This window comes from Ruegeria sp. AL2 (genome assembly GCF_056540845.1).
Genome location: NZ_JBQFXM010000016.1, coordinates 1 through 22,911, shown reverse-complemented (window position 1 = coordinate 22,911; position 22,911 = coordinate 1). Strand labels below are relative to the sequence as shown.

The window sequence follows — 22,911 nt, the reverse complement described above, 5'->3', positions numbered from 1 at the left end:
CCGATGACGGCGCAGCTTTCATCCGGTACGGCGGCCTGCCCGGGGTGTCTGGCAGCACCAGCAGAACCCGCGCGCCCGATTCCGGAAGATGTGCAGATTGCCTTGTCCTTGCCGGGCATCCACTGCTCGGCCTGTATCACGACGGTCGAACGTGAACTGAACGCCCATCCCGGTGTCGAAGACGCGCGGGTCAACCTGACTCTGAAACGGGCGATGATCAAAGCCGCGCCGGAAACCCGAGCGGCCGATCTGATCCCGGTGCTTGAACGGGCAGGTTTCGAAGCGCACGAGCTTGACCCCGGCGCTTTGTCGGCAACACAGGCGGACAAGGCGGGACGTGACCTGCTGATGCGACTGGCCGTCGCCGGGTTTGCTTCCATGAACGTGATGCTGTTGTCGGTGTCGGTCTGGTCCGGCGCAACAGACGCGACGCGTGACATGTTCCACTGGATCTCCGCTGCAATCGCGCTGCCCGCCATTGCCTTTTCGGCGCAACCGTTCTTTGCCAACGCTTGGAGCGCCCTGCGGGTGCGGCGGCTGAACATGGATGTGCCGATCACGCTGGCGATCCTGCTGGCGCTGGTCACATCCCTGTGGGAGACCGCACTGAGCGGAGAGCATGCCTATTTCGATGCCGCGCTGACCCTGACATTCTTCCTGCTGGCGGGCCGATATCTGGACTACCGCACCCGCGCCGCAGCCCGATCCGCGGCAGAAGAGCTTACCGCTCTGGAAGTGCCGCGCGCCATTCGCATCGTGGACGGGCTAGAGGCCGAAGTTGCGGTGGCCGATCTGAAGGTTGGTGATCTGATCCTTGTGCGCCCCGGTGGCCGAATGCCGGTGGACGGTCAGATTGTGTCTGGCCAATCCGAACTGGACCGTTCGCTGTTGACGGGGGAAACCCTGCCGGTGTTTGCCGAAGCCGGCCAGTTGGTCAGCGCGGGCGAGGTCAACCTGACAGGTCCGCTGACCCTGCGCGCCACAGCAGTGGGGCAGGATACGTCGCTGCACCGGATGGCGGATCTGGTGGCCATCGCTGAATCGGGGCGGTCCCGCTATACCTCGCTGGCCGACAAGGCCGCCAAGCTTTATGCGCCCGGTGTCCACATCCTTTCGGCGCTCAGCTTTGTGGGGTGGTACATCTATTCGGGCGATTTGCGCACCGCTCTGAACATCGCCGCGGCGGTTCTGATCATCACCTGTCCCTGCGCCTTGGGTCTGGCTGTTCCGGCAGTGACCACCGCTGCCTCGGGCCGGTTGTTCCGCAAGGGTATGCTGATCAAGCACGCAACCGCGCTCGAACGGTTGTCCGAGACCGACACCGTGGTGTTCGACAAGACGGGCACGCTGACCTCGGGTGCGCCGGAACTGGTCAATCTTGGCGATCACGCCCGCGCGCAGGTCGAGGTTGCGCTGGCCCTGACCGAGGCCTCTGCGCATCCCTTGTCCGTGTCATTGGCCAAAGCCGCGCGACAGGCCGGGATCAAGCCTGCAAATGTTCGGGACATAACCGAAGTGCCGGGATACGGCACCCAAGGGGAATACCGCGGTCAACGCGTTCGTTTGGGCCGGGCCGCATGGCTCGGCGCACAGCAGGGCGCGGAAACGTCTGCCTGGCTTGCAATTGGCGACGATGCGCCCTTGGCGTTCCGCTTCTCGGACGCGTTGCGCCCAGGCGCGGCCGAGGCGGTGGAAGCGTTGCGGGCGTCAGGCAAGCATGTGCTGTTGATCTCGGGGGATTCGAAGGGCGCCGTGCAATCTTTGGCCGAGAAGCTGGGAATAACGGATTGGGTCGCCGAGGCTTTGCCGCAGGACAAGGCACAGCGCATTCAGGACCTCAGGGATCAGGGCCGCAAAGTTCTGATGGTGGGGGACGGCCTGAACGACACGGCTGCATTGGCGGCGGCACATGTGTCGATCTCTCCGGCCTCGGCGTTGGATGCGGCGCGGGTTGCCTCGGACATCGTTCTTCTGGGCAATGACCTTCTGCCCATTGCGGATGCCTGCGATACGGCCATCAAGGCCACCCGTCGCATCCGCGAGAACTTCCAGATCGCAACCGTTTACAACGTGATTGCCGTTCCGCTGGCCGTGATCGGACTGGCAACACCGCTGATCGCGGCCTTGGCGATGTCGACCTCGTCAATTACCGTATCGCTGAACGCATTGCGGCTGAGGTAACCCTGATGGAAGTGCTTGCCTATCTGATCCCGATATCCCTGTTTCTGGGGGGCGTTGGTCTGGTCGCCTTTATCTATACCGTTCGTTCCAATCAGTACGAAGACCCCGATGGCGACGCGCGCCGCATCCTGAGTGACGAGTGGGACGACAAACCCAAACCCTGACCAATCGCCCGATATGCGCAGAGTTCATCCAAGCGCCCTTGAAATTGCCGCAATGCCCGGCTATGTCCGGCCCATCCGCAAGCAGAGAGAACACGCCAAATGGCCACCACCAACCCGATCCAGTTCATTCAGCAAGTCCGTGCCGAAGTTTCCAAGGTCGTCTGGCCGACCCGGCGCGAAGTGCTGTTGACCACGGTCATGGTCTTCATCATGGCGGCGCTGACAGCTGTGTTTTTTGCTTTGGTCGATCTGGGTATCCGGGGCGGCCTTCAGCTGGTTCTGGGCGCTTTCGGCTAAGCCGGTTCAGGCGGGGGCAAATACGACTGCCCCTTGCACCTCGCGCGATGTCAGAGTAGGTGACGCATATTCGGAATGGGCGTGTGGCGATTCGGGTCACGCGCCGCTTTTTATTCCGGATGACGTGACAGGATTTAAATGACGGGTGTGTCCGCAAGATGTGATGCCCCGAAGACAAACAAGGACGACAGGTTCATGGCGAAACGGTGGTACTCGGTCAGCGTTCTTTCGAATTTCGAAAAGAAGATCGCAGAGCAGATCCGCACGTCGGTGGCTGAACAGGGCCTTGAGAACGATATCGACGAAGTTCTGGTGCCCACCGAAGAGGTGATCGAAGTGCGCCGGGGCAAGAAGGTCACCACCGAACGCCGCTTTATGCCGGGTTACGTGTTGGTGCATATGGAAATGTCGGATCAGGGCTATCATCTGATCAACTCGATCAACCGCGTCACCGGTTTTCTGGGTCCGCAGGGTCGCCCGATGCCGATGCGCGACGCCGAGGTGAACCAGATCCTCAACCGCGTTCAGGAAGGCGAAGAAGCGCCCAAGCTGATGATCACCTTCGAGATCGGCGAAAAGGTCAAGGTCAACGACGGCCCGTTCGAGGATTTCGACGGCATGGTCGAAGGCGTGGACGACGAAGCGCAAAAGCTGAAGGTTTCGGTGTCGATTTTTGGCCGCGAAACCCCGGTCGAGCTGGACTTCACGCAGGTCACCAAGCAAAGCTAAGCGTTCTGCCAGAGAAATTCGAAACGCCGCGATGTCAAAGCATCGCGGCGTTTTCAGTTTCAGCCCTACACGGGCCGACACAGTTTTCAAATGGGCTTACTGCGACTGAACCATGGCTGCGCGCAAAAGCTGCGGGCGGTCGGTCTGGGATGGCAGGAAAACCGCCTGCGACCCGGAATCCAGCGCCGAAAGGCTTGCATCATACCACTGCATCGCAAGGTCGCGGCGCGCCTGGACACCAAAGCCTTCGCGCAGGTGGTGACCGACCAGTTCTCCGTATGCGGGTTCACCCATGGCAACCAGCATCAGCGCGGAGCCAACCGCGGTATCCATGTTGTCCTGACGATATCCCATCGCAAGGCAGACCTTGCTGGTCGCGGCAAGATCAGCAGGGCTTAGACCCGAATCCAAGGCAAGCTTGCGCACCTGGGTTTCAGCCTCTGATTTCGAGTTGATAGACAGCGCGTCAACTTGCGGTGCCAGCATGTCGCCATAGGCGGCGCACTGGGCTGCGACCTGATCGGGTGTAAGGCCCTGGATGTCCTGCATCAGTTCTTCACCCTGTGCCATCGCATAGCTGCGGGCAAGGCAGAATTGCTCGCTGAGCGCAAAGTCAGGATCGGACATGTTCGACAGGGTCGTATAGCCGCCATTGGTCGACGTTTGCAGCATGACCCCGCTGCACCGATTGGCTAACGATGGGCCTCCGGTACCGCCGGAAAACAGGCTCGGCAGGCTGGCTGTCGTAGCTTCAGCGGCGCTTGTTGCGGGTTCGGCCTGTTGAGGCGTGATAACCGGGATGGCCGGGGCCTGGGTCTGAGGCGCCGCCGCCAAGGCAGAGCCGGTTTGCACCTGTTGCCGATAGGCCATCAAAAGCGGTTGACCCGAAAGCTGGGTTGCCGCCTGCCCACCGCTTGTCGCCCAGTAATAGGCCTGCATCAGAAAGTCATACTGATAGGGCTGGAAGTCATAGCCATTCACAGGATAGCCCATGGACACCTGATAGCGTTCGATCGCCGACCGGGTCCCATGCCCGACCTGCCCATCGACACGCCCGGCATTATAGCCGAAATAGTTGAGCGCGGTCTGTGTCTGCGCCCCTTGCGAGGTGGACGGAATGCCTGACCGGTAGGTCTGGCTTGAAGACCGGGACTTTTTCTTTTGCTGGTCCTTGCCGATCGCGTATCCGACGACCCCGCCAACGACAGCGCCGCCGATGAAGTCGCCCGCATCGGCCCGTGCGGTCTGGGGAACGGACGCCGCAAAAGACAGTGCGGCGACAAGCATAGTTAATAAACGAATAATCATGACGAACCTCCGAACAAATTTGTTTTCCCCGATTATAGCACAGCCACAGCATGGCGCGGTTATTTATGCGGCGCAAGGAACGAAGCCACAGCAGTCTGTCGGTCGGGCGCCGGGTTCGCTCCGGTTTTTTCAAGCAAAATAAACCCTTAATATAGCGCGAAACCTCGTTTTACAGGCCACCTGGGATTTCCTGGGTTTGACCGGAATGACCAGCAATTTCCCGCCATGGCGCGTCGACGCCGGTGTTTATCGATTTGAAACTCGATTCGGTGATCCCGAATTGAATGGCGGGCCACTTGCCAACCCCCATGATCCCCTGTAAACGCCGCCCCATCGTCTTCGGGCGAGATTCTCTCGTGGGAGGTTACCGGGATCGCGATCCCGGGCCGGACCACGCAACATAATCTGGGTGAGACGCGTTTCACCTTAGTTGAAAGGAAAACCAAATGGCCAAGAAGCTTGCTGGTACAATGAAACTGCAGGTTCCTGCAGGTCAGGCGAACCCGTCGCCGCCGGTTGGTCCGGCGCTGGGTCAGCGCGGCATCAACATCATGGAATTCTGCAAGGCGTTCAACGCCAAGACCGCAGACATGGAGCCCGGCGCGCCGTGCCCGACCGTGATCACCTACTATCAGGACAAGTCCTTCACCATGGACATCAAGACGCCGCCGGCGTCTTATTACCTGAAAAAAGCAGCTGGTCTGAAGCCGGTTGGCAAGCGGAACCGCCCTCGTGGAGCGGAGAATCCCGGTCGTGAAACGATCGCAACCGTGACCTCGAAGCAGGTTCGTGAAATCGCCGAAGCCAAAATGAAAGATCTGAACGCCAACGACATCGAAGGCGCAATGCAGATCATCCTGGGCTCGGCCCGCTCCATGGGCATCGAGGTGAAGTAAGATGGCAAAACTCGGTAAACGTACCCGCGCTGCGCGCGAAGCCGTCGCTGGCAAGGAAAACCTGTCGGTGGACGAAGCTGTTGCTCTGGTCAAAGCCAATGCAACTTCGAAATTCGACGAGACCATCGAAATCGCGATGAACCTGGGCGTTGACACCCGTCACGCAGACCAGATGGTGCGCGGCGTTGTCGGCCTGCCGAACGGCACAGGCAAAGACATGCGCGTTGCTGTGTTCGCACGTGGCGCGAAGGCTGACGAAGCGAAAGAAGCAGGCGCGGATATCGTTGGCGCAGAAGACCTGATGGAAACCATTCAGGGCGGCACCATCGAATTCGATCGTTGCATTGCAACCCCGGACATGATGCCGATCGTCGGTCGTTTGGGTAAGGTTCTGGGCCCCCGTAACCTGATGCCGAACCCCAAGGTTGGCACCGTGACCATGGATGTGAAAGCAGCCGTGGAAGCAGCCAAAGGCGGTGAAGTTCAGTTCAAGGCGGAAAAAGGCGGCGTTGTGCACGCAGGCGTTGGCAAAGCATCGTTCGATGACGCCAAGCTGGCCGAAAACATTCGCGCCTTCGTCTCGGCTGTTGCCCGGGCCAGGCCGTCGGGCGCCAAAGGCACCTACATGAAGAAAATCGCGCTGAGCTCGACCATGGGCCCCGGCGTGACCGTTGATGTGGCAGAAGCTTCGGGCGAATAAGCCTGATCTACGCTAAAGCAATGTTGCGGGCGGTCCAATCGGACCGCCCGTTTTCGATTAGCTGAACGGCAACGCGGTATGGCTGGCTGTTTCGCCGGTCAGGGTAAAGAAACTCCGGTCTTCAATGGGCGTCCATTTTCCTGTGCCCTTGTCCAGAGGTTCGGATGCAATGACCTTGCCGCCGTGGTCCAGCCCTTCCCCGAAATACAGGGACGGGCTGCGCTGGTCGCTGGAATATCGAAACGCATACAGGCTCTGTCCATCCGAAAAGGCGACGGCCATGCGATCCGGTTGCGTCCGATGACTGTCAAGCGCATCGATCTGACGCAGAGTTGCGACAACAGCGTCCTGCGGCGCATCATCCAGCCCGTTGGCCAGCAGCAGCAGAAACAGAAGCTCTGAATCCGTCGACCCGCGCCGCGCCGCATAAAGCTCGTCCGGCAGTGAGGATTCTAGCCGTCTGCGCAAACGCCCGAACTCACCGATCTGACCATTGTGCATGAAGGACCATTTGCCAAATGTAAAAGGGTGGCAGTTTGCGCGCGACACTTCGCCGAATGTCGACGCGCGGACATGGGCCAAAAACAGCGAGGATTTTATCATCCTGCAAAGATCGACCAGGTTACCATCCGACCACGCGGGCAGGACATCCCTGTACAGGCCGGGACGATCCTGATCCGCGTACCATGCCATACCGAAGCCATCGCCATTGACGGCAAGCTTTGCCTCGGCCGCGTGCTGGCTTTGCTCCAGCAATGAATGCTGGGGCCGGATGACGATGTTTTCAAGCGGAATACTTGGTCCGCAATAGGCGGCAATTCTACACATTTTTTCTGCTTCGTCTTGTTTCTGAGAAAAATTGTCGGGTTATAGTCTTGAAGTTGGAACAATGTCACGAACTATTTTGCGCTCAACCCTGTAATTCGACCTAATCAATTGCTCGTCAGCGCACTTTATCTTGTTGTTTTGGTCATCCCTTGTTGCGTTTGATTTATCACAATTTACCTCTTGGAAACCCCGGCCATCTGTCCTAAGTAGACCTGCGGAATAAAGCGTGCGATTCGTCGTGCGCTTTATTTTGTTTCGTCCAAGACGGTGGGTGGTGCCATATGGCCCCTTAATTCCCTGCCTGAGACGGGTAAGACCAAAGAATTCTGAGGGTCCCACCCTCGGGCGAATTTTGGCCAATCCCGTAACAACGGACCTGAACGCCGGGGCGCAAGCCGCGGCAAATATGAGCCGGGGTGAGATCTCACCCCTAACTTGGAGAGAACTGTGGATAGAGCCCAGAAAGAGAAAGTGGTCGAGGAACTCGGCCAAATCTTCGAAAGCTCTGGCGTCGTAGTGGTTGCTCACTACGCCGGTCTGACAGTTGCCGAGATGCAGGACCTTCGCGCACGTGCCCGTGACGCGGGTGGTTCCGTGCGTGTTGCCAAGAACAGGCTCGCCAAAATCGCCCTCGAGGGTAAGCCGTGTGCAAGCATGGCCGACCTGCTGACAGGGATGACCGTTCTGACCTATTCCGAGGACCCCGTGGCAGCAGCCAAGGTGGCCGAGGACTTCGCCAAGGATAACAAGAAATTTGAAATCCTCGGCGGTGCTATGGGTGAGAACGCTCTGGACCGCAAAGGCGTTGAAGCCGTTTCGAAAATGCCGTCTCGCGAGGAGCTTATTGCTTCGATCGTGGGCTGCATTGGCGCACCTGCTTCGAACATCGCCGGCGCGATTGGCGCACCTGCAAGCAATATCGCAAGCATCCTTTCCACCATCGAAGAGAAGGCGGAAGCTGCGTAAGCGGTTGGCACTGAATGATCTGCGTAGGGTACCTACCCTGACGTTGGAACACACATTGTAAACGGAAAGAGCTGATAAAATGGCTGATCTGAAAGCACTCGCAGAAAGCATCGTGGGTCTGACCCTGCTGGAAGCACAAGAACTGAAAACCATCCTCAAAGACGAATACGGCATCGAGCCCGCAGCTGGCGGCGCCGTAATGGTCGCAGCAGCTGGTGGCGACGCCGGTGGCGCAGCTGAGGAAGAAAAAACCGAATTCGACGTCGTTCTGAAGAACGCCGGCGCTTCGAAAATCAACGTGATCAAAGAAGTTCGCGGCATCACCGGTCTGGGCCTGAAAGAAGCCAAGGAACTGGTCGAAGCCGGCGGCAAGATCAAAGAAGGCGTGTCGAAAGACGAAGCCGAAGACGTCAAAGCCAAGCTGGAAGCAGCTGGCGCCGAAGTCGAGCTGGCCTAAGCCTGGTCTCAGGTGCATCGCTGATGCGCCGAAAATTCTGGCTGGATCCGGAGAAATCCGGGTCCAGCCGAACCTGTCTTAGAAAGGGCCTCACAGAATGGGGCGTTTTCTAAGACACGGTTTTCGGATCGGGAGGCCGCCTTCGGGACGGTGGCCACGAATTGATCCGGACGTGTTGTCTCGATTGTGCAAGATGCCGGGGCCCGACGGTGTCTTTGCCCGCTGAGAACATCGAAAGGTGACATCTGACATGGCTCAAACGTTCCTTGGCCAGAAACGTCTTCGTAAATATTACGGTAAAATCCGCGAAGTGCTGGAGATGCCGAACCTCATTGAGGTACAGAAATCTTCTTATGATCTTTTCCTGCGCTCCGGCGATGCAGAACAGCCCACAGACGGCGAAGGCATCAAAGGCGTGTTCCAGTCGGTTTTCCCGATCAAGGATTTCAACGAAACCTCCGTTCTGGAGTTCGTGAAATACGATCTGGAAAAACCCAAATACGATGTCGAAGAGTGCATGCAGCGCGACATGACCTACAGCGCACCGCTGAAGGTTACCCTGCGTCTGATCGTGTTCGATGTCGATGAGGACACCGGCGCGAAATCGGTAAAAGACATCAAGGAACAGGATGTCTTCATGGGCGACATGCCCCTGATGACCCCGAACGGCACCTTTGTCGTCAACGGCACCGAGCGTGTGATCGTCTCCCAGATGCACCGCTCGCCCGGCGTGTTCTTTGACCACGACAAGGGTAAAACCCATTCCTCGGGCAAGCTGCTGTTTGCCTGCCGCATCATCCCGTATCGCGGCAGCTGGCTGGACTTCGAGTTCGACGCCAAGGATATCGTGTTCGCCCGTATCGACCGCCGTCGCAAACTGCCTGTAACAACCCTGCTTTATGCGCTGGGTATGGATCAGGAAGCGATCATGGACGCGTATTACAACACCGTTTCCTACAAGCTGGAAAAGAAGAAGGGCTGGGTCACGCCGTTCTTCCCCGAGCGTGTTCGCGGCACCCGTCCGACCTATGACCTGATCGACGCAAAATCAGGTGAGGTGATTGCCGAGGCAGGCAAGAAAGTCACCCCGCGCGCGGTCAAAAAGCTGATCGACGAGGGCACCGTCACCGAACTGCTGGTTCCGTTCGATCACATCGTTGGCAAGTTTGTCGCCAAAGACATCATCAACGAAGAAAACGGCGCGATCTATGTCGAAGCCGGTGACGAACTGACGCTGGAATATGACAAGGATGGCGACCTGATCGGCGGTACCGCGAAGGAACTGATCGACGCGGGCATCACCGATATCCCGGTTCTCGACATCGACAACGTCAATGTTGGTCCCTACATGCGCAACACCATGGCCGCAGATAAGAATATGGGCCGTGAAACCGCGCTCATGGATATCTACCGCGTCATGCGTCCAGGTGAGCCGCCCACCGTCGAAGCGGCGTCGGCCCTGTTCGACACCCTGTTCTTCGACAGCGAGCGGTATGACCTGTCCGCTGTTGGCCGCGTGAAGATGAACATGCGCCTGGCTCTGGACGCACCGGATACCCTGCGCACCCTGCGCCGCGAAGACATCGTGGCCTGCGTCAAGGCTCTGGTCGAACTGCGCGATGGCAAGGGCGACGTGGACGACATCGACCACCTCGGCAACCGTCGTGTGCGTTCGGTCGGCGAACTAATGGAAAACCAGTACCGCGTCGGTCTTCTGCGTATGGAGCGCGCGATCAAAGAGCGTATGTCGTCGGTCGAGATCGACACCGTCATGCCGCAGGACCTGATCAACGCGAAACCGGCTGCTGCTGCTGTGCGCGAATTCTTCGGCTCGTCGCAGCTGTCGCAGTTCATGGACCAGACCAACCCGCTGTCGGAAGTCACCCACAAACGCCGTCTCTCGGCGCTTGGCCCCGGTGGTCTGACGCGTGAACGTGCGGGCTTTGAGGTACGCGACGTGCACCCGACCCACTATGGACGGATGTGCCCGATTGAAACGCCGGAAGGCCCGAATATTGGTCTGATCAACTCGCTGGCCACCTTTGCCCGCGTGAACAAGTATGGCTTCATCGAAACACCTTACCGCGTTGTCAAGAACGCCGAGGTGACTGATGAGGTTCACTACATGTCCGCGACCGAGGAAATGCGTCATACCGTGGCGCAGGCGAACGCGACACTGGACAAGAACGGCAAATTCATCAACGATCTGGTTTCGACCCGTCAGGCAGGCGACTACACTCTTGCCCCGCGCGAGAATGTGGACCTGATCGACGTGTCGCCGAAGCAGCTGGTCTCGGTTGCTGCATCGCTGATCCCGTTCCTTGAAAATGACGACGCAAACCGCGCTCTGATGGGCTCGAACATGCAACGTCAGGCGGTTCCGCTGCTGCGGGCCGAGGCACCGCTGGTCGGGACGGGCATCGAGGAAAAGGTTGCGATCGACTCGGGCGCTGCGATTCAGGCGAAACGCGCCGGTATCATCGACCAGGTCGATGCCCAGCGTATCGTTATCCGGGCCACCGAGGATCTGGAACTGGGCGACGCTGGCGTTGACATCTATCGTCTGCGCAAATTCCAGCGTTCGAACCAGAACACCTGCATCAACCAGCGTCCGCTGATCAAGGTGGGTGACACCGTCCAGAAGGGCGAGGTCATTGCCGACGGTCCGTCGACCGATATGGGTGAACTGGCCCTTGGCAAGAACGTGGTCGTCGCGTTCATGCCGTGGAACGGCTACAACTACGAAGACTCGATCCTGATCTCGGAACGTATCGCGCGTGATGACGTCTTTACCTCGGTCCATATCGAGGAATTCGAAGTCGCCGCCCGTGACACCAAGCTGGGCCCGGAAGAGATCACCCGCGACATCCCCAACGTCGGTGAAGAAGCGCTGCGCAACCTCGACGAGGCGGGCATCGTTTACATCGGTGCGGATGTCGAGCCGGGCGATATTCTGGTCGGCAAGATCACTCCGAAGGGCGAAAGCCCGATGACCCCGGAAGAAAAGCTGCTGCGCGCCATCTTTGGCGAAAAAGCATCTGACGTGCGCGACACCTCGCTGCGCGTGAAGCCGGGCGATTACGGTACGGTCGTCGAGGTGCGCGTCTTCAACCGTCACGGCGTCGAGAAAGACGAGCGTGCGCTGCAGATCGAGCGTGAGGAAGTCGAACGTCTGGCCCGTGACCGGGACGACGAGCTGGCGATCCTTGACCGCAACATCTATGCGCGTCTGCAAGGTCTGATCCTGGGTAAAACTGCGGTCAAAGGCCCGAAAGGTGTCAAGGCAGGGTCGGTGATCACCGAGGAGCTGTTGGACACCCTGACCCGTGGTCAATGGTGGCAGCTGGCGCTGGAAGACGAGCAGGACGCCCAGATCGTCGAGGCCCTGAACGAGCAATACGAAGTGCAAAAGCGCGCTCTGGACGCCCGTTTCGAGGATAAGGTCGAGAAGGTCCGCCGTGGCGACGACCTGCCGCCGGGTGTGATGAAGATGGTCAAAGTCTTCATCGCCGTGAAGCGCAAGCTGCAGCCGGGCGACAAGATGGCCGGTCGTCACGGGAACAAGGGTGTGATTTCCAAGGTTGTTCCGATGGAAGACATGCCGTTCCTGGCCGATGGTACGCCGGTCGACTTCTGTCTGAACCCGCTGGGTGTGCCTTCGCGTATGAACGTTGGTCAGATCCTTGAAACCCACATGGGTTGGGCCGCGCGCGGTCTGGGCCTGAACATCGATGAGGCTCTGGGTGAGTACCGCCGGTCTGGCGACCTGACCCCGGTGCGCGAGGCGATGAAGCTGGCCTATGGCGAAGATGTCTACGAAGAAGGCATCACCGGCATGGACGAGGAGACGCTGGTCGAAGCAGCGGGCAACGTGACCCGCGGTGTTCCGATCGCAACCCCGGTCTTTGACGGTGCCAAAGAGGCTGACGTCAACGACGCGCTGGTGCGTGCGGGCTTCTCGCAAAGCGGTCAGTCGATCCTGTTCGACGGTCGAACGGGTGAGCAATTTGCGCGTCCGGTGACCGTGGGCATCAAGTACCTGCTGAAACTGCACCACCTTGTGGACGACAAGATCCACGCGCGTTCGACCGGGCCCTACAGCCTGGTTACCCAGCAGCCGCTGGGCGGTAAGGCGCAGTTCGGTGGTCAGCGCTTTGGTGAGATGGAAGTCTGGGCTCTGGAAGCTTACGGCGCCGCCTACACCCTGCAGGAGATGCTCACCGTGAAATCGGATGACGTCGCCGGCCGGACCAAGGTCTATGAGTCGATCGTCAAGGGCGAGGATAACTTTGAAGCGGGCGTACCGGAATCGTTCAACGTTCTGGTGAAAGAAGTCCGCGGCCTCGGCCTGAATATGGAACTCCTGGATGCGGAGGTCGATGAGTGACGAAGGGATGCCGGGCTGAAGCCCGGCCTACCATCTGATCCGGCGTAGGCCGGGCTTCAGCCCGGCTTTGCGTGACCCCCGCACCCTCTAACTCTGAGGTAAAGAGATGAACCAGGAAATCACCAACAACCCGTTCAACCCGCTGACGCCCCCGAAGGTTTTCGACGAGATCAAGGTCTCGCTGGCGTCGCCCGAGCGGATCCTGTCTTGGTCCTATGGCGAGATCAAGAAACCTGAAACCATCAACTACCGGACGTTCAAGCCTGAACGCGACGGTCTGTTCTGCGCGCGTATCTTTGGCCCGATCAAAGATTACGAATGTCTGTGCGGCAAATATAAGCGGATGAAGTATCGCGGCGTTGTCTGCGAGAAATGCGGTGTGGAAGTCACTCTGCAGAAAGTCCGCCGCGAGCGTATGGGCCACATCGAACTGGCCGCGCCCGTTGCACATATCTGGTTCCTGAAATCGCTGCCGTCCCGCATCGGTCTGATGCTGGACATGACGCTGCGCGATCTGGAACGCGTTCTGTACTTTGAAAACTACGTCGTTATCGAGCCCGGTCTGACCGACCTGACCTACGGCCAGATGCTGACCGAAGAAGAGTACATGGATGCGCAGGATGCCTTTGGCATGGACGCGTTCACCGCCAATATCGGTGCCGAAGCCATCCGTGAGATGCTGGCCCAGATCGATCTGGAAGCCGAAGCCGAGCAGCTGCGCGCTGATCTGGCCGAAGCCACAGGCGAACTGAAGCCCAAGAAGATCATCAAGCGTCTGAAGGTTGTTGAATCCTTCCTCGAGTCGGGCAACCGACCTGAATGGATGGTCATGACCGTGATCCCGGTCATCCCGCCGGAACTGCGCCCCCTGGTTCCGCTGGATGGTGGCCGCTTTGCGACCTCGGATCTGAACGATCTGTATCGTCGCGTGATCAACCGGAACAACCGCCTCAAGCGTCTGATCGAACTGCGTGCGCCTGACATCATCGTCCGCAACGAAAAGCGGATGTTGCAGGAATCCGTGGACGCTCTGTTTGACAACGGCCGTCGTGGCCGCGTGATTACCGGCGCCAACAAGCGCCCGCTGAAATCGCTGTCGGACATGCTGAAAGGCAAGCAGGGCCGCTTCCGTCAGAACCTTCTGGGGAAACGCGTCGACTTCTCGGGCCGTTCGGTCATCGTGACTGGTCCGGAACTCAAGCTGCACCAGTGTGGCCTGCCCAAGAAGATGGCGCTGGAACTGTTCAAGCCGTTCATCTACTCGCGCCTTGAAGCCAAGGGTCTGTCTTCGACCGTGAAACAGGCGAAGAAACTGGTCGAGAAAGAGCGTCCCGAAGTGTGGGATATCCTCGACGAGGTGATCCGCGAACACCCTGTCATGCTGAACCGTGCGCCGACGCTGCACCGTCTTGGCATTCAGGCGTTCGAACCGGTCCTGATCGAAGGCAAAGCGATCCAGCTGCACCCGCTGGTCTGTTCGGCCTTCAACGCCGACTTCGACGGCGACCAGATGGCCGTTCACGTCCCGCTGAGCCTTGAGGCACAGCTGGAAGCCCGCGTTCTGATGATGTCGACGAACAACGTTCTGTCGCCTGCAAACGGCGCGCCGATTATCGTTCCGTCGCAGGACATGATCCTGGGCCTGTACTATGTGTCGCTGGAACGTGCCGGCATGCCGGGCGAAGGCAAGGTCTTTGGTTCGATCGACGAAGTTCAGCACGCGCTGGACTCGGGTGAGGTGCATCTGCACACCAAAATCACCGCGCGGATCACGCAGATCGACGAAGAAGGCAACGAAGTTCAGAAGCGCTATGAAACCACTCCGGGCCGTCTGCGTCTGGGGGCCCTGCTGCCGATGAACAACAAGGCGCCGTTCGATCTGGTCAACCGCCTGCTGCGGAAGAAAGAAGTGCAGCAGGTGATCGACACCGTCTACCGCTACTGCGGTCAGAAAGAGTCGGTTATCTTCTGTGACCAGATCATGTCGATGGGCTTCAAAGAAGCGTTCAGGGCGGGCATCTCGTTCGGCAAGGACGACATGGTCATTCCAGACGACAAGTGGGGCATCGTTGATGACACCCGCGATCAGGTGAAAGATTTCGAACAGCAGTACATGGACGGCCTGATCACTCAGGGCGAAAAGTACAACAAGGTTGTCGATGCCTGGTCGAAGTGTAACGACCGCGTGACCGAGGCGATGATGAGCACCATCTCGAACGTCGCCAAGGCCGAAGACGGGTCGGACATGGAGCCGAACTCGGTTTACATGATGGCTCACTCCGGTGCGCGGGGCTCGGTCACTCAGATGAAACAGCTGGGCGGTATGCGGGGCCTGATGGCCAAGCCGAACGGTGACATCATCGAGACGCCGATCATCTCGAACTTCAAGGAAGGTCTGACCGTTCTTGAATACTTCAACTCGACCCACGGTGCCCGTAAAGGTCTGTCGGATACCGCTCTGAAGACGGCGAACTCGGGTTACCTGACCCGTCGTCTGGTGGACGTGGCACAGGACTGCATTGTTCGCGAGATCGACTGCGGCACTGAACGCGCGATCACGGCCGAAGCTGCGGTCAACGATGGTGAAGTTGTCGCCTCGCTGGCCGAACGTATCTTGGGCCGCGTGGCTGCCGATGACATCCTGCGTCCGGGCACGGAAGAGGTGCTCGTGGCCGCGGGTCAGCTGATCGACGAACGGATGGCGGACATCATCGATGAGGCTGGCGTTCAGTCGACCCGTATCCGCTCGCCTCTGACCTGCGAGTCCGAGGAAGGCGTCTGTGCCACCTGTTACGGTCGTGACCTTGCTCGCGGTACCATGGTGAACACGGGTGAGGCTGTCGGCATCATCGCCGCCCAGTCCATCGGTGAACCCGGTACACAGCTGACGATGCGGACCTTCCACATCGGCGGTGTTGCGCAAGGTGGTCAGCAGTCGTTCCAGGAAGCAAGCCAAGCCGGCAACGTATCCTTCGAGAACCCGCAGATCCTGGTGAATGCCGCAGGCGAAAGCCTCGTCATGGGCCGGAACATGAAGCTGGTGATCAAGGACGATCACGGCGAAGAGCGTGCCAACCACAAGCTGGGCTACGGCTCCAAGCTGTTCGTCAAGGAAGGCGCGAAAGTGTCCCGTGGCGACAAGCTGTTCGAATGGGATCCCTACACCCTGCCGATCATCGCCGAGAAAGCCGGTACCACCAAATACGTCGACCTGGTTTCGGGCCTTGCCGTCCGTGACGAGACCGACGAAGCAACCGGCATGACCCAGAAGATCGTGATTGACTGGCGCGCGGCCCCCCGTGGCAGCGACCTGAAGCCCGAGATCATTCTGGTCGGTGACGATGGCGAACCGGTCCGCAACGATGCGGGCAACCCGGTTCACTATCCGATGTCGGTGGATGCGATCCTGTCGGTCGAAGATGGCCAGAAGATCGAAGCCGGTGACGTTGTCGCGCGTATTCCGCGTGAAGGTGCCAAAACCAAGGACATCACCGGTGGTCTGCCGCGTGTGGCCGAACTGTTCGAAGCCCGCCGTCCGAAAGATCACGCGATCATCGCAGAAGCCGATGGTTACGTGCGCTTTGGCCGCGACTACAAGAACAAGCGCCGCATCACCATCGAACCGGCTGACGAGTCACTGGAGCCCATCGAGTACATGGTACCCAAGGGCAAGCACATCCCTGTTGTCGAAGGCGACTTCGTACAGAAGGGCGACTACATCATGGACGGTAACCCGGCTCCGCATGACATCCTGTCCATCATGGGTGTCGAAGCGCTGGCGAACTACATGATCGACGAAGTGCAGGATGTGTATCGTCTGCAAGGCGTGAAGATCAACGACAAGCACATCGAAGTCATCGTGCGCCAGATGCTGCAGAAGTGGGAGATCCTGGATTCAGGCGACACCACCCTGCTGAAAGGCGAACATGTCGACAAGCAGGAGTTCGACGCAGCCAACGAAAAGACCATCGCTCGCGGTGGTCGTCCGGCACAGGGCGAGCCGATCCTTCTAGGGATCACCAAGGCTTCGCTGCAAACGCGTTCGTTCATCTCGGCCGCGTCGTTCCAGGAAACCACCCGCGTACTGACCGAAGCGTCCGTGCAGGGCAAAAAGGACAAGCTGGTTGGTTTGAAAGAGAACGTCATCGTTGGTCGCCTGATCCCCGCCGGTACCGGTGGGGCCACACAGGCCGTCCGCCACATCGCGCAGTCGCGCGACAATGTGGTGATCGAAGCCCGCCGGGAAGAGGCCGAAGCGGCCGCTGCCCTGGCTGCGCCGATCATGGATGATGATCTGGTCGGGGATGAGCTGGACGTGCTGGTGGAAACACCCGAAAGCCGCGAGTAATCGCCCGATTGACAAGTTTAGGAAGGCCCCGCGATTTCGCGGGGCCTTTTGTTTTTTCAGGGTTGAAACGCACGCCACGCTTAGGGCAGTTCCAGACCACTGGCATATCGCGCTTGCCGTATGAGACCTACAATAACAGCAGGGTTTTTCTGATTTAGGCTAAACTGTGCTACCATCCGCCTTGAATTCACACAGGTGACGGGGGTGGATGATGAGAGCTGTCACAAAGCTGTCGCGCGTATTTTCGGTTTTCGGTCTGGGCCTGATGGCCGCCTGCACGGATTATGCCTATGTGGGGATGCCGCCGGGCCAGCCATCGCGTGAGATCGTGATCCCGAACGGCACGACGCGCCTGATCCCGATATCCGGCTCGATCGTCGGGCTGGCTTATGATGAGCCGAGAAGGCGGATCTTTCTGCGCAATCTTCCCGGTACCCAGCTACAGGAGCTTGACCGAAATGGCCGTGTCCTGCGTACCTTTGCGGCACAGCGGGTTCCGGCCGGATGCGGTGGCATCACACCTGACGAGTTCCCCATAAAAGAATGCGGGCTGGCCATTCGGGGCGGCGACGGCCATCTTTTCCTCGACCATCCGAACGGGGTGATGATCGCGGAACTGACCCGCGACGGGCAATTCGTGCGCAACATAACCCTTAGCCAGCCACAGGGGCCGATTGGCGGGCTGGCCTTTGATGAAACGACCGGCACGCTTTATGTGCTGTTCATCCGCAATCGCCTGATCTCCGAGGTGGATTTGAACGGCACGGTTCTAAGGACGATCCGCGCGACCAATCCATCGGTCGGCGCAGCGGTGCAGATCGAACGCTTTGGCCTTGGCATCAACTCCAAACGCCGCGAGCTTTATGTCGCCCTTCAGAACGGCAACCAGCTTGGCGTTCTGGACATGTCCGGTGGGTTGATTGCAACGCACACGCTCAGCGCCGGGGTGGCTGTGGAAGGTATCGGAGGCGGCCGGGTATCCGGCCTCTGATAGGGGATCAGTCGGCGTTTTCGAAACGCTCCGCACGCGTCGGAGGGCAATTCTCGCGCTGATCTGATTTGATGCGTTGACAGGCGGCTGTCCGATTGGGCCAATGGCCCGATCACTCTGCGCAGGGCCATATCTGACATGAACCCAAACACCAAAGGTGCCTTGCTGATGATGGGCAGCATGGCGGCCTTCACCCTGAACGACACTTTGGTCAAGGTCGCGCTTCGGGAACTGCCTTTGTTCCAACTGGTGGCCATGCGGGGCGTACTGGCCGTTTTCCTTGTCTACGCTCTTGCCCGCTATCTGGGGGCGCTGCACCTCAATTTCTCAAATCACGACCGGTGGCTGGTTGCGCTGCGCAGCCTGACCGAACTGTCGGCCACCTTCTTTTTCCTGACAGCGCTCAAGAACATGCCGCTTGCCAATGTGACGGCCATTCTGCAGGCGCTGCCCCTGACCGTGACGCTGGGCGCGGCGCTGGTCTTTTCCGAACAGGTCGGCTGGCGGCGCATATTGGCGATTGCCATTGGTTTTGGCGGCATGGTTCTGATCGTCAGACCCGGTCCTGACGGCTTCAGCCTGTATTCCATCTACGCGCTGATCGCAGTGGCTTCGATCACGGTTCGCGATCTGGTGACGCGACGCATGTCGCCCCAAGTTCCGTCAATGGTGGTGACACTGGCGACGTCTCTTTCCATCACGGTGGCCGCCGCGGTTGCTTCGGTGTTCGAAGGATGGGTTCCGGTTTCCGGCGCTGCGGGTTCTTTGGTTGCAGCGGCGGCCGTGTTCGTCCTGATGGGCTATCTGTTCAGCGTCATGGTCATGCGTCAGGGCGATGTCGGGTTCATCGCGCCGTTTCGCTATTCCAGCCTGATCTGGGCCCTGGGGTTGGGCTGGGCCGTATTCGATGAATGGCCCGACGGCCTGACCATGCTGGGTGCGACACTGATCGTGGCCGCCGGACTGTTTACGCTGTTCCGGGAACGCGCGCGTCGGGAAGCGGCGTGAACCTGCGTGACAAAGCTCTGAACACTGGTTATCCGAAGGCGAAACCCGGCCTCCGGTTGCGGGTTCAGCTCAACATTGGCGCTTCTGGTGCAGGGCGGTTTTATGAACCCGGTTGAGCCTGCGCACCCATATAGGCACGGCCCGGATCAGCCAATTGCCGGGCAACCGGTATCGTGCTGTTGACACTCGGGCCGACTCCCCCTATTACGCGCGTCATCTCGGTGCCGGGGGCCGCCCCATAGCCGATTCCAGTAATGAGCTGGTCAAGGCCCGGACAATTTTGCAGTTCGCGCCCTCTGAGAAACAACCGCGACGTTCACCTCGGAATGGGAACGCTCGTGGGTTTTGCGCTTGTGGACGCATCAGCGCAGCGAAGTTAGCCGCACGCCAGTTGCGTGCATGTCATGTGTGTTGCAAACGGGGAAGAAACCGGAATGCCAACTATTCAACAGCTGATCCGCAAACCGCGGCAGCCCAAAGTAAAACGCTCGAAGTCCATGCACCTGGAGCAGTGCCCGCAGAAACGCGGCGTCTGCACACGTGTTTACACCACCACACCGAAGAAACCGAACTCGGCTATGCGTAAGGTTGCCAAAGTGCGCCTGACCAACGGGTTCGAGGTCATCTCGTACATCCCCGGTGAAAGCCACAACCTTCAGGAACACTCGGTTGTTCTGATCCGTGGCGGCCGTGTGAAAGACCTTCCCGGTGTGCGTTACCACATCCTGCGCGGTGTTCTGGATACTCAGGGCGTCAAAGACCGTAAGCAACGCCGTTCGAAATACGGCGCGAAGCGTCCCAAGTAAGAAGGAGAGGCTGATATGTCACGTCGTCACGCCGCCGAAAAACGCGAAGTCCTGCCTGACGCCAAGTTTGGCGATAAGGTTCTGACCAAATTCATGAACAACCTGATGATCGACGGCAAGAAGTCGGTCGCCGAGCGCATCGTCTACAACGCCTTTGACCGCGTCGAAAGCAAGATCAAGCGCGCGCCCGTCGAAGTGTTCCACGAAGCACTCGACAACATCAAACCGTCGGTCGAGGTTCGCTCGCGCCGGGTTGGTGGTGCAACCTATCAGGTTCCGGTCGAAGTCCGCCCCGAGCGCCGCGAAGCACTGGCCATCCGCTGGCTGATCACCGCTGCGCGCGGCCGCAATGAAAACACCATGGAAGAACGCCTCGCCGGTGAGCTGCTGGACGCTGTACAGTCCCGCGGTACCGCCGTGAAGAAGCGCGAAGACACCCACAAGATGGCCGAGGCGAACAAAGCCTTCAGCCATTACCGTTGGTAATCCCAGAGGCTTATCCAAATGGCACGCGAATATCCGCTCGAACTATACCGTAACTTCGGTATCATGGCGCACATCGACGCAGGTAAGACCACCTGCTCGGAGCGTATCCTGTATTACACTGGTAAATCCCACAACATCGGTGAGGTGCACGATGGTGCAGCCACCATGGACTGGATGGAGCAGGAGCAGGAACGCGGCATCACCATCACTTCGGCTGCAACTACCACCTTCTGGGAACGCACCGAAGACGGTCAGAATGCTGACACGCCTAAGCACCGCCTGAACATCATCGACACCCCCGGCCACGTTGACTTCACCATCGAAGTTGAACGCTCGCTGGCGGTTCTCGACGGTGCCGTCTGCGTTCTGGACGCAAACGCCGGTGTTGAACCCCAGACCGAAACCGTGTGGCGTCAGGCTGACCGCTACAAGGTTCCGCGTATGGTTTTCGTCAACAAGATGGACAAGATCGGCGCAGACTTCTTCAACTGCGTTCGCATGATCGAAGACCGCACCGGCGCACGTGCTGTTCCGGTTGGTATTCCGATCGGTGCCGAAACCGAGCTGGAAGGCCTGGTTGACCTCGTCACCATGGAAGAGTGGCTGTGGCAGGGCGAAGACCTTGGTGCAAGCTGGGTCAAAGCTCCGATCCGTGACAGCCTGAAAGACATGGCTGACGAATGGCGCGGCAAGATGATCGAAGCGGCCGTCGAAGAAGACGACGACGCGATGATGGCCTATCTGGAAGGCGAAGAGCCCGACGTTCCGACCCTGCGCAAACTGCTGCGCAAAGGTACGCTGGCGCTGCATTTCGTTCCGGTTCTGGGTGGCTCGGCGTTCAAGAACAAAGGCGTTCAGCCGCTGCTCAACGCTGTGATCGACTACCTGCCCAGCCCGCTGGACGTTGTTGATTACATGGGCTTCAAACCCGGCGACGAGGAAGAAGTTCGTAACATCGCACGTCGTGCCGATGACGACATGGCTTTCTCGGGTCTGGCGTTCAAAATCATGAACGACCCCTTCGTCGGTTCGCTGACCTTCACCCGCGTTTATTCGGGCACCATGCAGAAGGGCGACTCGATCCTGAACTCGACCAAAGGCAAGAAAGAGCGCATCGGTCGTATGATGATGATGCACTCCAACAACCGGGAAGAGATCGAAGAAGCGTTTGCAGGCGACATCATCGCGCTGGCGGGTCTGAAAGACACCACCACCGGTGACACCCTCTGCGATCCGAAGGATCCGGTGGTTCTGGAAACCATGACCTTCCCCGATCCTGTGATCGAGATCGCGGTCGAGCCCAAAACCAAGGGCGACCAGGAAAAGATGTCTCAGGGTCTGGCCCGTCTGGCCGCCGAAGACCCGTCCTTCCGCGTGGAAACCGACCTGGAATCGGGTCAGACCATCATGAAGGGCATGGGCGAACTTCACCTGGACATCCTGGTGGACCGTCTCAAGCGCGAGTTCAAGGTCGAAGCCAACATCGGTGCGCCTCAGGTGGCTTATCGTGAAACCATCTCGATGCCGGTCGAACACACCTACACCCACAAGAAACAGTCGGGTGGTTCGGGTCAGTTCGCTGAAGTCAAGCTGGAGATCCAGCCCACCGAGGCAGGCGAAGGTTACTCGTTCGAAAGCCGCATCGTTGGTGGTGCCGTTCCTAAGGAATACATCCCCGGTGTTGAAAAAGGCATCAACTCGGTCATGGACAGCGGCCCTCTGGCTGGCTTCCCGGTGATCGACTTCAAGGTTGCCCTGCTGGACGGTAAGTTCCACGACGTCGACTCGAGCGTTCTGGCATTCGAAATCGCGGCCCGTATGTGTATGCGTGAAGGCATGCGCAAAGCTGGCGCGAAGCTGCTGGAACCGATCATGAAGGTCGAAGTGATCACCCCGGAAGAATACACCGGCGGTATCATCGGTGACCTGACTTCGCGTCGGGGCCAGGTGTCGGGTCAGGAATCCCGCGGCAACGCAATCGCGATCGACGCGTTTGTTCCGCTGGCGAACATGTTCGGCTACATCAACACCCTGCGTTCGATGTCGTCGGGCCGTGCCCAGTTCACCATGCAGTTCGACCACTACGATCCGGTTCCGCAGAACATCTCGGACGAGATCCAGGCGAAATACGCATAAGCGACGATTTGAGGGAGCGCCGTTCCGGGGCTCCCTTCATTACAGAAAAAGGAGGCCATCATGGCAAAGGAAAAGTTTGAGCGTACAAAACCGCACGTCAACATCGGCACGATTGGGCATGTTGACCACGGCAAGACGACGCTGACCGCAGCGATCACCAAGTATTTTGGTGACTTCAAGGCGTATGACCAGATTGACGGCGCGCCGGAAGAGAAAGCCCGCG

18 protein-coding genes are annotated in these 22,911 nt (G+C 59.1%); 16 read left to right on the top strand and 2 right to left on the bottom strand.

Going from position 1 to position 22,911, the window contains the following annotated elements; translation table 11 throughout:
- Positions 1-3: 3 nt before the first annotated feature.
- The 4 genes from ACR0ID_RS16395 (at position 4) to nusG (ending at position 3,371) form a co-directional block, all read left to right on the top strand.
- Positions 4-2,181 (top strand): heavy metal translocating P-type ATPase, encoded by a 2,178-nt coding sequence (locus tag ACR0ID_RS16395; RefSeq protein ID WP_480474072.1) that lies wholly within the window; start codon positions 4-6, stop codon positions 2,179-2,181.
- 5 nt (positions 2,182-2,186) lie between these two features.
- Entirely contained in the window at positions 2,187-2,345 is a 159-nt protein-coding gene (ccoS, locus tag ACR0ID_RS16390; protein WP_209507770.1) for a cbb3-type cytochrome oxidase assembly protein CcoS, read from the top strand.
- 99 nt (positions 2,346-2,444) lie between these two features.
- On the top strand, positions 2,445-2,642 hold the full coding sequence (gene secE / locus ACR0ID_RS16385) for a preprotein translocase subunit SecE (RefSeq protein WP_480474071.1): 198 nt from the start codon (positions 2,445-2,447) through the stop codon (positions 2,640-2,642).
- A gap of 195 nt (positions 2,643-2,837) precedes the next feature.
- Positions 2,838-3,371, top strand: coding sequence for a transcription termination/antitermination protein NusG (gene nusG / locus ACR0ID_RS16380; RefSeq protein WP_209507773.1), 534 nt, complete (start codon positions 2,838-2,840; stop codon positions 3,369-3,371).
- 96 nt (positions 3,372-3,467) lie between these two features.
- Here nusG and ACR0ID_RS16375 read toward each other — a convergent pair whose 3' ends face one another.
- Positions 3,468-4,679 carry a peptidoglycan-binding domain-containing protein gene (locus tag ACR0ID_RS16375; protein ID WP_480474070.1) on the bottom strand — a complete coding sequence of 404 codons (1,212 nt, stop codon included), beginning with the start codon at positions 4,677-4,679 and terminating at the stop codon, positions 3,468-3,470.
- Between the two features lie 446 nt (positions 4,680-5,125).
- On the opposite strand from ACR0ID_RS16375, the gene rplK reads away from it, so the two are divergent.
- The gene (gene rplK, locus ACR0ID_RS16370; RefSeq protein WP_480474069.1) at positions 5,126-5,575 is read left to right on the top strand and encodes a 50S ribosomal protein L11; all 450 of its coding nucleotides are present in this window, start codon (positions 5,126-5,128) and stop codon (positions 5,573-5,575) included.
- A 1-nt stretch (position 5,576) separates the two neighbouring features.
- Positions 5,577-6,275, top strand: coding sequence for a 50S ribosomal protein L1 (gene rplA, locus ACR0ID_RS16365; protein WP_480607062.1), 699 nt, complete (start codon positions 5,577-5,579; stop codon positions 6,273-6,275).
- Positions 6,276-6,332: 57 nt separating this feature from the next.
- Here rplA and ACR0ID_RS16360 read toward each other — a convergent pair whose 3' ends face one another.
- Positions 6,333-7,103 (bottom strand): class II glutamine amidotransferase, encoded by a 771-nt coding sequence (locus tag ACR0ID_RS16360; RefSeq protein WP_480520914.1) that lies wholly within the window; start codon positions 7,101-7,103, stop codon positions 6,333-6,335.
- A 447-nt stretch (positions 7,104-7,550) separates the two neighbouring features.
- Here ACR0ID_RS16360 and rplJ point away from each other — a divergent pair, with 447 nt between their 5' ends.
- From rplJ to ACR0ID_RS16310, 10 genes are all read left to right on the top strand, one after another.
- Positions 7,551-8,069, top strand: coding sequence for a 50S ribosomal protein L10 (rplJ, locus tag ACR0ID_RS16355; RefSeq protein ID WP_209507785.1), 519 nt, complete (start codon positions 7,551-7,553; stop codon positions 8,067-8,069).
- Between the two features lie 79 nt (positions 8,070-8,148).
- The gene (gene rplL / locus ACR0ID_RS16350; protein WP_209507787.1) at positions 8,149-8,526 is read left to right on the top strand and encodes a 50S ribosomal protein L7/L12; all 378 of its coding nucleotides are present in this window, start codon (positions 8,149-8,151) and stop codon (positions 8,524-8,526) included.
- Positions 8,527-8,776: 250 nt separating this feature from the next.
- A complete protein-coding gene (rpoB, locus tag ACR0ID_RS16345) occupies positions 8,777-12,913 on the top strand; it encodes a DNA-directed RNA polymerase subunit beta (RefSeq protein WP_480607058.1) in 4,137 nt (1,378 codons plus the stop codon).
- Between the two features lie 106 nt (positions 12,914-13,019).
- Positions 13,020-17,261 (top strand): DNA-directed RNA polymerase subunit beta', encoded by a 4,242-nt coding sequence (gene rpoC, locus ACR0ID_RS16340; RefSeq protein ID WP_480607055.1) that lies wholly within the window; start codon positions 13,020-13,022, stop codon positions 17,259-17,261.
- A 211-nt stretch (positions 17,262-17,472) separates the two neighbouring features.
- Entirely contained in the window at positions 17,473-18,252 is a 780-nt protein-coding gene (locus ACR0ID_RS16335) for a hypothetical protein (RefSeq protein ID WP_480607052.1), read from the top strand.
- A 138-nt stretch (positions 18,253-18,390) separates the two neighbouring features.
- On the top strand, positions 18,391-19,260 hold the full coding sequence (locus tag ACR0ID_RS16330) for a DMT family transporter (protein ID WP_480607048.1): 870 nt from the start codon (positions 18,391-18,393) through the stop codon (positions 19,258-19,260).
- A gap of 434 nt (positions 19,261-19,694) precedes the next feature.
- Positions 19,695-20,066 carry a 30S ribosomal protein S12 gene (gene rpsL, locus ACR0ID_RS16325; RefSeq protein ID WP_005621086.1) on the top strand — a complete coding sequence of 124 codons (372 nt, stop codon included), beginning with the start codon at positions 19,695-19,697 and terminating at the stop codon, positions 20,064-20,066.
- Between the two features lie 15 nt (positions 20,067-20,081).
- Positions 20,082-20,552 carry a 30S ribosomal protein S7 gene (gene rpsG, locus ACR0ID_RS16320; protein WP_093964348.1) on the top strand — a complete coding sequence of 157 codons (471 nt, stop codon included), beginning with the start codon at positions 20,082-20,084 and terminating at the stop codon, positions 20,550-20,552.
- 18 nt (positions 20,553-20,570) lie between these two features.
- Entirely contained in the window at positions 20,571-22,688 is a 2,118-nt protein-coding gene (fusA, locus tag ACR0ID_RS16315) for an elongation factor G (protein WP_480474062.1), read from the top strand.
- Between the two features lie 60 nt (positions 22,689-22,748).
- The coding region (locus tag ACR0ID_RS16310; protein WP_293573406.1) for a GTP-binding protein at positions 22,749-22,911 on the top strand (163 nt) is incomplete at its 3' end.

Coding starts and splice junctions, on each gene's coding strand:
- rplA (WP_480607062.1), top strand. CDS start 5,577: ATGGCAAAACTCGGTAAACGTACCCGCGCTGCGCGCGAAGCCGTCGCT.
- ACR0ID_RS16335 (WP_480607052.1), top strand. CDS start 17,473: ATGAGAGCTGTCACAAAGCTGTCGCGCGTATTTTCGGTTTTCGGTCTG.
- nusG (WP_209507773.1), top strand. CDS start 2,838: ATGGCGAAACGGTGGTACTCGGTCAGCGTTCTTTCGAATTTCGAAAAG.
- secE (WP_480474071.1), top strand. CDS start 2,445: ATGGCCACCACCAACCCGATCCAGTTCATTCAGCAAGTCCGTGCCGAA.
- rplK (WP_480474069.1), top strand. CDS start 5,126: ATGGCCAAGAAGCTTGCTGGTACAATGAAACTGCAGGTTCCTGCAGGT.
- rplL (WP_209507787.1), top strand. CDS start 8,149: ATGGCTGATCTGAAAGCACTCGCAGAAAGCATCGTGGGTCTGACCCTG.
- ACR0ID_RS16375 (WP_480474070.1), bottom strand. CDS start 4,679: ATGATTATTCGTTTATTAACTATGCTTGTCGCCGCACTGTCTTTTGCG.
- ACR0ID_RS16330 (WP_480607048.1), top strand. CDS start 18,391: ATGAACCCAAACACCAAAGGTGCCTTGCTGATGATGGGCAGCATGGCG.
- ccoS (WP_209507770.1), top strand. CDS start 2,187: ATGGAAGTGCTTGCCTATCTGATCCCGATATCCCTGTTTCTGGGGGGC.
- ACR0ID_RS16395 (WP_480474072.1), top strand. CDS start 4: ATGACGGCGCAGCTTTCATCCGGTACGGCGGCCTGCCCGGGGTGTCTG.
- rpsG (WP_093964348.1), top strand. CDS start 20,082: ATGTCACGTCGTCACGCCGCCGAAAAACGCGAAGTCCTGCCTGACGCC.
- rpoB (WP_480607058.1), top strand. CDS start 8,777: ATGGCTCAAACGTTCCTTGGCCAGAAACGTCTTCGTAAATATTACGGT.
- ACR0ID_RS16360 (WP_480520914.1), bottom strand. CDS start 7,103: ATGTGTAGAATTGCCGCCTATTGCGGACCAAGTATTCCGCTTGAAAAC.
- rpoC (WP_480607055.1), top strand. CDS start 13,020: ATGAACCAGGAAATCACCAACAACCCGTTCAACCCGCTGACGCCCCCG.
- fusA (WP_480474062.1), top strand. CDS start 20,571: ATGGCACGCGAATATCCGCTCGAACTATACCGTAACTTCGGTATCATG.
- rpsL (WP_005621086.1), top strand. CDS start 19,695: ATGCCAACTATTCAACAGCTGATCCGCAAACCGCGGCAGCCCAAAGTA.